This window comes from Robertmurraya massiliosenegalensis JC6, from assembly GCF_000311725.1.
GTDB lineage: Bacteria > Bacillota > Bacilli > Bacillales > Cytobacillaceae > Robertmurraya > Robertmurraya massiliosenegalensis.
Genome location: NZ_HE978511.1, coordinates 414,237 through 427,995 on the forward strand (window position 1 = coordinate 414,237; position 13,759 = coordinate 427,995).

The 13,759-nt window shown below is 38.6% G+C and carries 12 protein-coding genes; all 12 read right to left on the minus strand.

All coding sequences use genetic code 11. The annotated features are described in order from the left end of the window. Positions 1-261 precede the first annotated feature (261 nt). Positions 262-1,041: a GTP-sensing pleiotropic transcriptional regulator CodY gene (codY, locus tag BMSHG_RS02195; protein ID WP_019152795.1), complete on the minus strand. Its 780-nt coding sequence runs from the start codon at positions 1,039-1,041 to the stop codon at positions 262-264. Between the two features lie 109 nt (positions 1,042-1,150). Continuing rightward, positions 1,151-2,557, minus strand: a complete 1,407-nt coding sequence (gene hslU, locus BMSHG_RS02200) for an HslU--HslV peptidase ATPase subunit (protein WP_026073295.1) — start codon at positions 2,555-2,557, stop codon at positions 1,151-1,153. Positions 2,558-2,559: 2 nt separating this feature from the next. Further along, a complete protein-coding gene (gene hslV / locus BMSHG_RS02205) occupies positions 2,560-3,111 on the minus strand; it encodes an ATP-dependent protease subunit HslV (protein ID WP_019152797.1) in 552 nt (183 codons plus the stop codon). A 23-nt stretch (positions 3,112-3,134) separates the two neighbouring features. Beyond that, on the minus strand, positions 3,135-4,037 hold the full coding sequence (xerC, locus tag BMSHG_RS02210) for a tyrosine recombinase XerC (RefSeq protein ID WP_019152798.1): 903 nt from the start codon (positions 4,035-4,037) through the stop codon (positions 3,135-3,137). Between the two features lie 237 nt (positions 4,038-4,274). Next, positions 4,275-6,353, minus strand: coding sequence for a type I DNA topoisomerase (topA, locus tag BMSHG_RS02215; RefSeq protein WP_019152799.1), 2,079 nt, complete (start codon positions 6,351-6,353; stop codon positions 4,275-4,277). Positions 6,354-6,704: 351 nt separating this feature from the next. Next, positions 6,705-7,565: a DNA-processing protein DprA gene (gene dprA / locus BMSHG_RS02220; RefSeq protein ID WP_019152800.1), complete on the minus strand. Its 861-nt coding sequence runs from the start codon at positions 7,563-7,565 to the stop codon at positions 6,705-6,707. A 67-nt stretch (positions 7,566-7,632) separates the two neighbouring features. Further along, positions 7,633-8,535, minus strand: coding sequence for a succinate--CoA ligase subunit alpha (gene sucD / locus BMSHG_RS02225; RefSeq protein ID WP_019152801.1), 903 nt, complete (start codon positions 8,533-8,535; stop codon positions 7,633-7,635). 85 nt (positions 8,536-8,620) lie between these two features. Further along, positions 8,621-9,781 carry an ADP-forming succinate--CoA ligase subunit beta gene (gene sucC, locus BMSHG_RS02230; RefSeq protein ID WP_019152802.1) on the minus strand — a complete coding sequence of 387 codons (1,161 nt, stop codon included), beginning with the start codon at positions 9,779-9,781 and terminating at the stop codon, positions 8,621-8,623. A 189-nt stretch (positions 9,782-9,970) separates the two neighbouring features. After that, positions 9,971-10,285, minus strand: a complete 315-nt coding sequence (locus tag BMSHG_RS02235) for an EscU/YscU/HrcU family type III secretion system export apparatus switch protein (RefSeq protein ID WP_019152803.1) — start codon at positions 10,283-10,285, stop codon at positions 9,971-9,973. Beyond that, positions 10,282-12,015, minus strand: a complete 1,734-nt coding sequence (locus BMSHG_RS02240) for a hypothetical protein (protein ID WP_019152804.1) — start codon at positions 12,013-12,015, stop codon at positions 10,282-10,284. Before BMSHG_RS02240 ends, BMSHG_RS02235 begins: the two co-directional genes overlap by 4 nt. 1 nt (position 12,016) lies before the next feature. Then, complete coding sequence (locus BMSHG_RS02245) at positions 12,017-12,796, minus strand: ribonuclease HII (protein WP_019152805.1); 780 nt, start codon at positions 12,794-12,796, stop codon at positions 12,017-12,019. A 97-nt stretch (positions 12,797-12,893) separates the two neighbouring features. Further along, complete coding sequence (gene ylqF, locus BMSHG_RS02250; protein ID WP_019152806.1) at positions 12,894-13,751, minus strand: ribosome biogenesis GTPase YlqF; 858 nt, start codon at positions 13,749-13,751, stop codon at positions 12,894-12,896. Positions 13,752-13,759: the final 8 nt, after the last annotated feature.

The window sequence follows — 13,759 nt, forward strand, 5'->3', positions numbered from 1 at the left end:
ATACTTAATTGTAATGAATAAGAAATCATATGTCTATGAAATAATCGTTAAAAAAAATGGGAGATATGACCTGTTTTCTTTAATTTTACAGTAGTTCTTATTTAATGGAAAAGAAAATACTCATTCTTTAGAATCATTATTAATAGTGATTCCGAACTATTTATCGCAAATGCTTACTAAACAAACAATTTGATATTTCAACAAAATTCGACATTCCCAGAATATAAAAAAACCCTCCTACATGAGGAGGGCAGTATGTGATTAATTTGTTCTAAGTTTGTCTAATTCAACAAGGAACTTATCATTTAATACTTTAATATACGTTCCCTTCATACCTAATGAGCGTGATTCAATAACTCCAGCACTTTCCAACTTACGCAGTGCATTGACGATGACTGAACGAGTAATTCCTACACGATCAGCAATTTTTGAAGCCACTAGCAAACCTTCATGACCATTTAACTCTTCAAAAATATGCTCAATTGCTTCTAATTCACTATATGAGAGTGAGCTAATCGCCATTTGAACAACCGCTTTACTACGAGCTTCTTCTTCAATTTCTTCTGCTTTTTCACGAAGAATTTCCATTCCTACAACAGTAGCACCATATTCACCAAGGATTAAATCATCATCGTGAAATTGTTCCTGTAGACGAGCCAAGATTAATGTACCTAGTCTCTCACCACCACCAATTATCGGAACAATTGTAGTTAAACCATTTTGAAATAATTCTTTATTTTCCACTGGAAAAGCAGTGTACTCACTATCAATATCAAGGTTTGAAGATGTTTCCTTAATGTTGAATAGATTGTTTGTATACTCTTCAGGAAATTGACGATCTTCAAGCATTTTAATCATACGGTCATTTTCAATCTTTTGATTTACCGCAAAACCTAAAAGTTTACCACGTCTGCTGACGATGAAGATATTCGCTTCAATTACTTCACTCAATGTTTCAGACATTTCTTTAAAGTTAACTGGCTTTCCTGCTGCTTTTTGTAGTAATGCGTTAATTTTTCTTGTTTTTGTTAATAAATCCATTGTTCTTCCTCCTATTTCCTTACAACCGTTGTTGCTTCGAAAATTTTAATATTCATTACATGATTTGTTTTTTTACAACTGATATGCGAGAACTTGTTCTCATACTTTCCTATAAAATAAATTGGCTAAGATCTTTATTTTTGGAGATCGCACCTAATTTGTCTTCCACATATTGCGGTGTTATCGTCACCTTTTCCATCGTAATATCTGGAGCTTCAAAGGATAAATCCTCTAATAATTTTTCAAGGATGGTATGAAGACGTCTTGCCCCAATGTTATCAGTGTTTTGATTTACTTCGAATGCTACTTCTGCAATCTTACGAATAGCATCGTCAGAAAATTCAATTTGTATACCTTCCGTTGCTAACAATGCTTCATATTGTTTAATTAATGCATTGTCAGGCTCGATCAAAATTTTAAAGAAATCTTCAACTGTTAGTTTTGTCAATTCCACACGAATCGGAAAACGTCCTTGAAGTTCAGGAATTAAATCTGAAGGTTTTGCGATATGAAACGCTCCAGCAGCCATGAATAAAATATGATCCGTCTTAACAGAGCCGTATTTTGTCACAACTGTCGAACCTTCTACAACTGGAAGAATATCTCTTTGAACACCTTCACGAGATACATCTGCTGATGACCCACCTTGATTTTTACTCGCAATTTTATCAATTTCATCTATGAAGATGATTCCAGATTGCTCTGCTCTAAATACCGCTTCTTGCGTGACTTCATCCATATCAATAAGCTTTTGCGCTTCTTCATTGGTTAAAACGCTTCTTGCCTCTTTAACAGTGAGTTTACGCTTTTTCCTTTTTTTAGGCATAAGGCCACTCAAAGCGTCTTGCATATTCATGCCCATTTGCTCCATTCCGGAGCCCTGCAACATATCAAACATGGAAGGCTGTTGCTCTTCTACCTCAACAGTCACAACTTCGTTTTCCAAATCACCCAACGCAAGCTTTTCTCTGACAATTTTTCTTTTTTCTTGAATGCTGCTTTCTTCAGATGGATTTGTTTCTTGTTCTTGTTGGTCTGTTCCGCCACCAAAAAGCATTTCCAGCGGATTCTTATAACTACTTGTCTTTTTCGTTGAAGGAACTAATAGATCGATCAGTCTTCTATTAGCATTTTCCTCAGCTCGCTCTTTAACACTTAACATTTTTTCTTCTTTTATAAGTCTTACGGATGTTTCAACTAAATCTCGAACCATCGATTCAACATCACGACCGACATAACCAACCTCAGTAAATTTTGTCGCTTCAACTTTCACAAATGGAGCTTGAACAAGCTTTGCCATTCTTCTAGCGATTTCAGTTTTACCAACCCCAGTTGGTCCAATCATTAAAATGTTTTTCGGATTTATTTCGTCTCGAAGCTTCTCGTCCAATAAACTGCGACGATAGCGATTTCTTAATGCTACCGCAACGGCTTTTTTTGCATCCTTTTGCCCGACTATGTATTGATCCAAACGTTCTACAATTTGCCTTGGAGTTAAGTTTTTTTCTTTTGACATCATTACATTCCCCCTAGCTCTTCAACAATTATATTTTCGTTCGTATACACACATATTTCAGCAGCAATTTCTAAAGCAGATTTAGCAATCTCTTTTGCAGTTAAGTGATCACCAGAATACCGTTTAAGTGCTCTACCAGCAGATAGGGCGTAATTCCCACCAGAGCCGATCGCCAACACACCATCATCTGGTTCAATTACTTCCCCTGTACCTGATACTAAAAGAATGCTATCCTCATTCATCACAATTAACATCGCTTCTAGTTGGCGTAACATCTTGTCACTTCTCCACTGTTTCGCTAACTCAACAGCAGCTCTTTGAAGATTCCCATTATACTCTTCTAGCTTACCTTCAAACATTTCAAAAAGGGTAAAGGCATCCGCCACTGAACCGGCAAACCCCGCAAGTACTTTGCCATTAAACAGTTTTCTAACTTTTCTTGCTGTGTGCTTCATCACAACCGCATTGCCAAATGTAACTTGACCATCTCCCGCCATTGCACACTTGCCCTTATGTTGTACTGCGAAAATCGTGGTCGCATGAAATTGATTCATACAGATTCCTCCTTTGTGGGACTCTAAGCCCTCGGATGATGTTCCATATACGTCTTTTTCAGATAATCGTTTGTCACATGGGTATAAATTTGTGTTGATGACAAATTCGCATGTCCAAGTAGCTCTTGAACGGTCCTCATATCAGCGCCATTGTTCAAGAGATGAGTTGCAAATGAATGTCGCAATTTATGCGGGTGTATTTTCCCGTGTAAGGATGATTTCTCAACAATACTGTTTAGAATTGTTCGCAAGCCTCGAGTCGTGAGTGGTCCACCGCGAAAGTTCACTAGTAGAACATCATGTGATTTCTTATGCTGTTTCATGATGGCTTCTCTGCCTTCTACTATGTATCTTTTCAATGCCTCTTCAGCGAAACTACCGAAAGGAACGTATCGGTCTTTCCTTCCCTTTCCATGAACCAACAGCGTAGACAAATCCATATCTATGTCCTGCAAGCGAATACTACAGCATTCACTTACCCTAATTCCAGTTGCGTAAAGTAATTCAAGTATGGCTCTATTTCTTTGGCCTATCGGCTCACTAGTATCACACGCTTCGAAAAGTATCGACAATTCTTCTTCATAGAAAAAATTCGGCAATCTTTTTTCTATCTTTGGTATCGACACTGAAGCAAACGGGTTTTGTGAAACTAGCTGTTCTCTTAGTAAAAATTTATAGAAGCTCCTTAAGCTAGATATTTTCCTAGCAACAGACTTTCTCGCAAGCTTTTGATTGAATAGTTTTGTTAAAAACAACCTTACGTCCGAATACTCAACTTGCTCAAAATCAGCGACAGATTGTTCAGACATGAACAATCGAAAATCTATGAGATCCCCATGATAGTACTCGATTGTATACTGGGAATAGTTCTTCTCAACTTGTAGGTATTGTAAAAACAACTTCGTAGCAACCTCGTCTTTACCCAACTTTATTCACCTCACAGGGCATAGCTATTCAATATTATCACAAGAATAAAACGCACGCAAGGAAATTTACAAATTTTTCACAAAGTTCTGAATTGTCCTTCGTGTTTCTAAATAACATGCTTCCTATTCCTTATTTTGCGATTCCTTCTGCATTTTATAATACGTTTGAAAAAGAATAAAGTTTCAAGTAATTTCTTTAATTACACGCATGTAAAAGAGTGAGCAGCTGCTCACTCTTTAGCTTTGAGGCTCTTCCTTATAGTCGCAATTGACACATTGAACTTGAATTCCTTTTTTCAGCTTTTTCTCCACTAAGAGGCTTTCGCATTTCGGACAGCTCCGCGGCAGCGGTTTATCCCAAGAAATAAAGTCACATTCAGGAAAACGATCACAGCCATAAAATATTCGGCGTTTTTTACTTTTTCTTTCAATGATATTTCCTTCGCTGCATTTCGGACATTTGACTCCAATTTCTTTGACAATTGGTTTCGTATTGCGGCAATCTGGAAAGTTACTACACGCCATAAATTTACCATAGCGTCCCATTTTAAATACCATTGGGCTCCCGCACTCCGTACAATCTTCCCCAGCAGGCTCGTCTTTAATCTCCACCTCAGCCATTTCTTTTTCAGCCTTTTCTAACTGCTTTTCAAAGCCTTGGTAGAAATCATCAATGATTTTAACCCACTTTGTCTTTCCCTCTTCCACATAATCGAGGTCCTGCTCCATTTTCGCAGTAAATTCAACATCGAGAATTTCTGGGAAAAACTCCATGATCAATTGTAAGACAATTTCTCCTAACTCAGTTGGGATAAAACGCTTATTATCAAGCGCTACATAGCCTCGCTTTTGAATCGTATCCAAAGTTGGTGCAAAAGTAGATGGTCGACCAATTCCGAGCTCCTCTAACGTTCGGACTAAGCGAGCCTCCGTGTATCTTGGTGGCGGTTGGGTGAAATGCTGCTTCGGTTCAATATCCTTTTTCAGCACTTCGTCTCCTTCTTGAAGATCTGGAAGCATATTGTTCTTAGTATCATCCGTTTGATCATCTGATCCTTCAACGTATACCTTCATAAATCCAGGGAACTTTACTTTTGAACCAGTTGCTCGGAAGATGACATCCCCGTTTTTCAAATCAACACTCATCGTATCCATGACTGCCGGAGCCATTTGACTGGCAACAAAGCGCTCCCATATAAGACGATATAATCTTAATTGATCACGGGATAAATACTCCTTCATCGTACTTGGTTCACGAAGTGTGCTAGTCGGCCTGATCGCTTCATGGGCATCTTGAGCATTTGAATTTTTCTTTTCTTTCCGTTTCTCCGTTTGTAGAAACGAATCCCCATATGTGGATTGAATATATTCTGCTGCTTCATTTTGAGCCAGTTCCGAAATTCTCGTTGAATCCGTTCTCATATATGTAATTAAACCAACTGTACCCTCTTTACCCAAATCAATTCCTTCATATAATTGCTGGGCAAGCATCATCGTTTTCTTTGCTCGGAAATTTAATTTACGCGCAGCCTCTTGTTGTAAAGATGATGTTGTAAAAGGTGCTGCAGGATTTCTTTTTCTTTCTTTTTTTGTCACCGAGGTTACGGTAAACTTATTCCCTTTTACTTGTTTTAAAATGGCCTTTACATCTTCTTCAGACTTCAGTTCGACTTTTTCTTTTAGAACTCCGTAGAAACTAGCATCAAAAGAATCTTTACCTTTTAAAAACTGAGCATCGATCGACCAATACTCTTCCGGGACAAATTCTTGAATTTCTCTTTCTCTATCCATAATGAGTCGGACGGCAACAGATTGCACTCTACCGGCACTCAAGCCCTTTTTGACCTTTTTCCAAAGGAGTGGGCTAATATTGTAGCCAACAAGACGATCAAGAATTCTTCGTGCCTGCTGAGCATCGACAAGATCCATATTAATCGGACGCGGATGTTTAAAGGACTCCTTAATGGCATCCTTTGTTATTTCATTAAACACCACTCGACAGTCAGAATGGATATCCATATCTAAACTATGTGCTAAATGCCAAGCAATTGCTTCTCCTTCACGATCCGGGTCAGCTGCGAGATAAATTTTCTTGGCTCTTTTAGCCGCAGTCTTTAACTCTTTCAAAATTGGCCCTTTACCACGTATCGTAATATACTTCGGTTCGTAATTATTCTCAACGTCAACACCCGTCTGGCTCTTTGGTAGGTCTCGAATATGACCCATCGACGCTTTTACTTTATATTTTTTTCCTAAATACTTCTCAATCGTCTTCGCCTTTGCCGGCGACTCAACGATCACAAGAAAATCAGACATCAATTGTCCTCCTTAAGAGGGTATTATATTAAACGATGGACTGTTTGTCCTTTAAAAAGGTTCAATGTTAATCATCCCATTTATCAGCATTTCCCATCAAAAACATACATCAAATCGTTTATTCTTATTTTTTAAATATTCACTATTATTAAACAGATAAATAGTGGTTGTCAAGGAAAGTGTGTCTTTACGTGATAAAAACTTAACATAAAATATGTAACACCTGATGCAAAATGTATACCAGTTTTAAGATAATTTCAACCTTTTTTCGAAAAATTTATTATTTTGTTCACTTTATCGAAGAGGTTTATGAAAGATTTAGGTCTATTTTCACAGTAAATGACTGTGAGTTTAGTAATAAAGTTCATTCAATATATCTTCCCCATTAAACACTAGTTTGGCCCCTTGCTGAATGAGTTCATTCGCCCCAACTGAATTCGCATTAAAAATGTTTCCCGGGAGGGCAAATACTTCTCTCCCTTCATTTACTGCTAAATTGGCTGTAATAAGAGAACCGCTTTGTTTTTTAGCTTCAACGATAAAAGTTCCATTACTCATCCCACTAATAATACGGTTTCTCATTGGAAATTGCCATCTAGAAGGCATCGTATTAGGCGGATATTCTGATAAAACGAGCTGTTCTCTCATCATTTTTATCCCCAACTCTTTATTCGTCTTCGGGTAAATATGAAATAGGCCCCCTGCGATTACGGCAATGGTTTGCCCACCGAGACGAATCGCTGTCTCATGAGCATGTGTATCAATTCCAGTTGCTAAACCACTTACGATCACAACTCCACTTTTTATTAATGAAGGAAAAATAGATTCGATCGCTTTTTTTCCATATTCAGTTGCATTCCTTGAACCTACAACTGCTAGTTTTAGAGGCTGATTTAACAATTCCATATTCCCTTTTCCGTACAAAACCCACGGCGGCTCGTATGTTTCTTTTAAAAACGCGGGATATTCCTTATCAAAAATCGTCATAATATGGATTTGATTTAATTCATACTGATGGATTTGTTCGCGAATGGAATGAGAGTGAAGGTCTTGAAGGAGTTTTTCATTTACGTGGGGAAGATAGGAAGGGATCTTATTTTGCTCAAAAAGGGTTGCAAGCTCAGGGTCATGCTTTAAGAGATGATAAATCGTTTTCCAGCCGACTCCTCTACAATGGTGTAAAGAGACAAGCCTTAGTTTAAATTCATCCATTATTTTTTTCCTCCTTAATATAATATAAAAGTTAGCCCCTAAAAAGGGACTAACTTGGATCACTTAATTAATGTGTTTTACAACTTTCGTAGAGACCCTTTTCTTTTAAAACTTTGATCAAGGTTTCACCCATGACTGAAGGGGTGTCTGCAACGGCAATTCCACACTCATTCATGACACGAATTTTTTCATCTGCTGTACCTTTACCACCAGAGATAATCGCACCAGCATGGCCCATACGCTTACCTGGAGGTGCAGTACGTCCACCGATAAAGCCAACAACAGGCTTTGTCATGTTTGCTTTCACCCATTCGGCAGCCTCTTCTTCAGCCGTACCACCAATTTCTCCAATCATGATGACAGCATAAGTCTCAGGATCTTCATTGAATGCTGTTAATACATCAATAAAGTTTGTTCCATTAACTGGATCTCCACCAATTCCAACAGCTGTCGTTTGACCGATTCCAGCTTCTGTTAATTGATGAACCGCTTCATATGTTAATGTACCAGAGCGAGAAACTACACCTACATGACCTTTTTTATGAATGTAACCTGGCATAATGCCAATTTTACACTCATCTGCTGTGATCACACCTGGGCAGTTTGGTCCAACAAGGCGAGTTTTCTTTCCTTCCATATAACGTTTCACTTTTACCATATCTAATACCGGAATATGTTCCGTAATACAGATCGCAAGCTCAAGCTCAGCATCCACTGCTTCAAGAATAGCATCTGCCGCAAAAGGAGCAGGTACGTAAATTACTGACGCTGTCGCACCTGTAGCGTCCACTGCTTCCTTGACTGTATTAAACACAGGTACTCCTTCCACCTCCATGCCGCCTTTACCAGGTGAAGTTCCCCCTACAATCTTCGTACCATATTCAAGCATTTGTTTTGTATGAAATAGGGCTGTTGAGCCTGTAATCCCTTGTACGATTACTTTTGTATCTTTATTAATAAATACACTCACGAGACTTATCTCCTTTCTGATATATGTAATCCGACTTCTAGAGTCATTCACATATGTGGTCAATCCAACATTGATAAAATGGTTGTTATCCTACTAAACTAACAATTTTCTGTGCACCGTCAGCCATAGAATCAGCAGAAATGATATCAATATCTGATTCAGCAAGGATTTTCTTGCCAATTTCTACATTTGTACCTTCAAGACGAACGACTAATGGCACACTAAGTCCTACTTGCTTCGCTGCCTCAACAACACCAGTAGCGATGACATCACATTTCATAATACCGCCAAAAATATTAACAAAAATACCTTTTACATTTTGATCAGAAAGGATGATTTTAAATGCTTCGGTCACTTTTTCAGCTGTTGCACCGCCCCCAACATCAAGGAAGTTAGCCGGTTCTCCACCATAGTGTTTAACGATATCCATCGTAGCCATAGCAAGACCTGCACCGTTAACCATACAGCCGATATTACCATCTAGTGAAATATAGCTTAAGTCATATTTAGATGCTTCGATTTCCTTCGCATCTTCTTCTTCAAGATCGCGGTATGCCAAAACATCTTTTCTACGATAAAGCGCATTTGAATCAAAATTCAATTTCGCATCCAATGCCATAACATCCCCGTCTCCCGTGACGACAAGCGGGTTAATTTCGGCAATGGAGCAGTCTTTTTCAATATATGCTTGATAAAGACCCATCATAAATTTAACGGCCTTATTCACCAATTCCTTTGGAATATTGATATTGAAAGCAATTCTTCTTGCTTGGAATGGCTGCAGGCCGACAACTGGATCGATCTCTTCTTTGAAAATCTTTTCTGGAGTATTCTCTGCAACTTCTTCAATTTCTGTTCCACCTTCTTCAGAAGCCATTAGAACAACACGAGAAGTGGCCCGATCTAAAACTAGACCCACATAGTACTCCTTCTTAATATCGCAGCCTTCTTCAATTAATAAGCGTTTTACTTCCTTCCCCTCAGGGCCTGTTTGATGTGTGACAAGAGTCTTGCCGAGTATTTCGCTAGCATATGTACGAACCTCATCTAAGTTCTTGGCAACTTTTACACCGCCTGCTTTGCCTCGTCCCCCAGCATGAATTTGTGCTTTAACGACACAAATTTCTGTTCCTAGTTCTTTTGCTGCACTGACAGCTTCTTCCACCGTGAAAGCCACTTTTCCGTTAGGAACGGATACCCCAAAGCTTTTGAGGATTTCCTTACCTTGGTACTCGTGAATATTCATTTCCCATCCTCCTTATGGTTGTAAAAGGATCTTAGATGACAACTTGCGACCTTTTACTTACACCTTCTAAAACTAGACTGCGCTTTCATTTTATAAGACTGAAAATAAGTTGTCTACCATTATGCCAAAAATAATAATTTTCTTTCTATTAACGAACAAAGAATCAAGGTTAAATTCTTCATTTTTCTATCATTCACCTTTATGTCTAGAAGAAGAGTTTTCCTTCCTCCCAGCCTCTTGATTGGTTTTATAAATAAAGGCAAACACTTCTGCTACCGCTTGATACAGCTCTTCAGGAATGGTTTCATCAATATTTAGTTTACTTAACAATTCAACAAGAGCCGCATCTTCTTGAATGGGAACTTCGTTTTTTGCTGCCTCTTCTAAAATATTGGAAGCAATTATTCCTTTCCCCTTTGCTAGCACTCTTGGGGCTTCTCCTTTTTCAACATCATACCCTAAAGCGATTGCTTCTTTTCTTTTTTCCTTTTTTTCTTGCTTCATACTCGAATGTCAACTCCACTATATGAATTCGACGTGTAGGGATTTTCTTTTTTCTTCGTGTCTGCTCCTTTTGCGAATGTTGGTTGGAAGGAGATACTAGTTAACGTAAATCCTAGATTACGTAAATTATCTTTTAACGTTTTGATAAACGGTTCTGCTATGAACTTTACTTTTTCCGTGTCGTTTACAATCGTCATATTCATAATGCGATTTTGAATGTGCATATCAACAATCACTTCATTTAAATATTCCAGTTCTAAGTAGAATAGAACTCGACAATATGCTGGGTCGATTTCTCCATTTTCCTTCTTCCGTCCACTCCATTGCACCGTTAAATCTGTTTTTTTCTCCCAAAATGAAAGGGGAACCTGCAGAACAAAATTCGTTAGCGGCAGCGTTTCCTGTGATAATAACTGGATACCCGTAATTTTATGTAGCAGCTGTTCTGCATCGCCTTTTACATTCCCTGAAGATTCCTCATTTATGACACGAAGTAATAGCGCTTTAAGGACATCGAACTTTTGTAATTGATTGCCATTTCCCTCTTTTAACAATGGCAGATGACTTGATTCGTAATCGAAACCTATCTTCGAGACTAACATCCGCAGATGATCTGCTACATTTTTTCCAAAGTCGAACTTAAGCACTTCATCATGAGCGTTGTTGACACTATTTTGCAACATGGTCATTTCTTGTTTTGTCAGTTCAGTCGACATCTTTTCTAAAAAAATGGTAGGATTGTCCGGCAGTGTGTAGGGACGTTTTCCGTCTGCAGAAAATGCGGAAAGAATTTGCTTTGATAGTAGGATCCCTTTCTCCAGCTCTTTCATTATAGCGGCCTTCACTAAAAGCCCTGTTAAACCCGTTTGATTTTGATTCAGGGCTTGCTCCATTCTATTATTTTCATTTATCGGAAGGGATAGCGCACTTGAATTCCTTGCTATTGTTTTGGCTGCTTCAAAAAGAAGCTCACGTTCTTCCCCTTGACGAACAAATGAAAGCTTTTGTAAAAGCGATAGAGCATTTTGTGATGAAACAGTATCTCGATTATTAAGCCACTCTTTTAATAAAGCACTAGTCACTTTTTCTGTCACTTTCTCTTGCCCTGTCTTCGTCATTTCCTCTAATAAAAGCAGTAGCTGTTGCCCGTCTTTTGAGAGTTGAGGTGAAGCTCTTAATTTTGTACTTAGCTGGTCCATTAATTGATGCAACGGTTCTTTCTTCAATGAGGCAAGCATTCCTAAAAAGACGTCCTTTGTTAAAGGTAGATTCCGTAACAGCATTTCTTTTACCGCTTCTAGTTTTCCAGGCTCATGTTTATATTCCATTAATCGTTGAGCTATTGCTTGCGATGCCTCCTTTGTAATCGGAAGTTTCTCTTTTATCAAGTATTGAATCATCTCTCTATTTTCTTTCGTCTCTGGAAGTCCCAGTTGCTTTAATAGACTATTAACAGGCGTCTGATGGTTGTTCCCAGATTCTTCAAAAGGCAATACCTTCAAATGGAGGCGACCTTCACCAGGTTGGATTTGAAACCAATACTTTCCTCCTGCTGATAAGGGTACCTCGAGCTTAGCGATCACTTTTTGATCGCCCACCTGAACTTCAGCAGTCTGATTTGGAAAGAGCTTGCCGATTCTCCCATAAATGATCTGGCCTAGTTGAAATGAGCTCGTCTGGCCTCGAAGGGTATGCTGTTTTTGTAAAGACTGGATAAGGCTTGCGATCATCTTAATCCTCTCGTTTCATCATACTTTTAATCGGTTCAAAGCTCTTTCTATGAAATGGTGTAATTCCGTGTTTATCTAGTGCTAATAGGTGATCTTTCGTGCCGTAGCCCATGTTACGAGCAAATTGATAAAAAGGATATTGGCTATGCAACTCCTTCATCATTCTATCCCTAGTTACTTTCGCTATAATCGAGGCTGCAGCAATGGAAATACTTTTACCATCACCTTTTATAATTGATTGAGAAGGATAAGGAGTATCCAATTTCATCGCATCAATTAAAAGATAATCTGGTTTAATCGGCATTTCAGCAATGGAAGAAAGCATCGCTTTTTTAGTCGCTTCATATATATTTACTCTATCGATTTCATTTGCTTCAATGATGCCGATACCGATAGATAGGGCGTTCTGCTTAATATAGTCAAAATACTCGTCCCGTTTTGATTCAGTTAGCTTTTTAGAATCATCAATGCCAAGAAGTTGAAAGTCCGCAGGCAATACGACACACGCTGCCACAACAGGGCCTGCAAGAGGACCGCGGCCAACCTCATCAATCCCACCTATCATCTTAAATCCTTGTCTCACTAGCTGCCGCTCGATACTCGACATTTGCATGAATTTACCCATCGCCTTCTTTCTCTGTTCGAGACGACGTTCATATTTTTGGATTAATTGCTGGACCCCTTTACGACTATCCTGCTTTATTTCTTCTAGGAACGAATCATTCTCTTGCTCTATCTTTAAAAGTTTTTCTTCAATTTCTTTAATTGTGTATGTAGTCAAGGTATGAAAACCCCTTTTATTATGTCATATTGTTTTTATCGGCTAGAAATGAAAAAAGTAAAGACCTCCTATTGCTGAGAAGGTCTTTACTTCTTGTTTACTCTTCTTCGTATTGCGGTTTTTCAAAGGAAAGTGGTCCTAGTTGCTCTGAGCGAATGTCTCGAATCACAAGTTCAGCCACTTTATCATAATTAACCTCGCCACCGCTCATAAATGTACCGCGTCGTTTACCAATCTCATTAAAAAGCTCTACAATATCTTCTGGTATGTTTTCAAGTTGATATCGCTCTTTTAAACGTGTTGGATATTGATTTTCAAGGAAACGAAGTCCATAAATACTTACATCTTGCAAATTTAAAATCGTATCTTTAATCGCCCCAGTTAATGCTAGCTTGGAGCCGACTTCTTGATCCTCAAACTTCGGCCAAAGGATTCCCGGTGTATCTAGTAGTTCTAATTCCTTCCCTACCTTAATCCACTGCTGCGCTTTCGTGACACCAGGGGTATTACCGGTTTTAGCAATATTTTTCTTTGCTAAACGATTGATTAATGTTGACTTCCCTACGTTAGGTATACCAACAATCATCGCTCTAATCGCTCTTGGCTTCACTCCTTTAGCCTGCATCCGATCAAACTTCTCTTTTAAAATCAATTTTGAAGCTGAAACAATCTCTTTCATCCCAGTACCCGCTTGGGAATTAATTGCTAGTGCTTTAATCCCTTTTTTATCAAAATAACGAATCCATGCCTTCGTCACATCTTTATCAGCCATATCAGCTTTATTTAAAAGGACGAGCCTTGGTTTATGTTGAATGATTTCATCGATCATTGGATTACGAGAGGAATGAGGTATCCTTGCATCAACTAGTTCAAAAATGATATCGACAAGTTTTAGCTTTTCTGTTACTTGTCGACGGGCTTTCGCCATATGTCCTGGAAACCATTGAATCGTCATTGCTGCAC

Excerpts from the sequence above, each read along its gene's own strand:
- codY (WP_019152795.1), bottom strand. The coding sequence starts at position 1,041 with ATGGATTTATTAACAAAAACAAGAAAAATTAACGCATTACTACAAAAA.
- ylqF (WP_019152806.1), bottom strand. The coding sequence starts at position 13,751 with ATGACGATTCAATGGTTTCCAGGACATATGGCGAAAGCCCGTCGACAA.
- hslU (WP_026073295.1), bottom strand. The coding sequence starts at position 2,557 with ATGTCAAAAGAAAAAAACTTAACTCCAAGGCAAATTGTAGAACGTTTG.
- dprA (WP_019152800.1), bottom strand. The coding sequence starts at position 7,565 with ATGGATGAATTTAAACTAAGGCTTGTCTCTTTACACCATTGTAGAGGA.
- BMSHG_RS02240 (WP_019152804.1), bottom strand. The coding sequence starts at position 12,015 with ATGATCGCAAGCCTTATCCAGTCTTTACAAAAACAGCATACCCTTCGA.
- hslV (WP_019152797.1), bottom strand. The coding sequence starts at position 3,111 with ATGAATCAATTTCATGCGACCACGATTTTCGCAGTACAACATAAGGGC.
- BMSHG_RS02235 (WP_019152803.1), bottom strand. The coding sequence starts at position 10,285 with ATGAAGCAAGAAAAAAAGGAAAAAAGAAAAGAAGCAATCGCTTTAGGG.
- topA (WP_019152799.1), bottom strand. The coding sequence starts at position 6,353 with ATGTCTGATTTTCTTGTGATCGTTGAGTCGCCGGCAAAGGCGAAGACG.
- sucC (WP_019152802.1), bottom strand. The coding sequence starts at position 9,781 with ATGAATATTCACGAGTACCAAGGTAAGGAAATCCTCAAAAGCTTTGGG.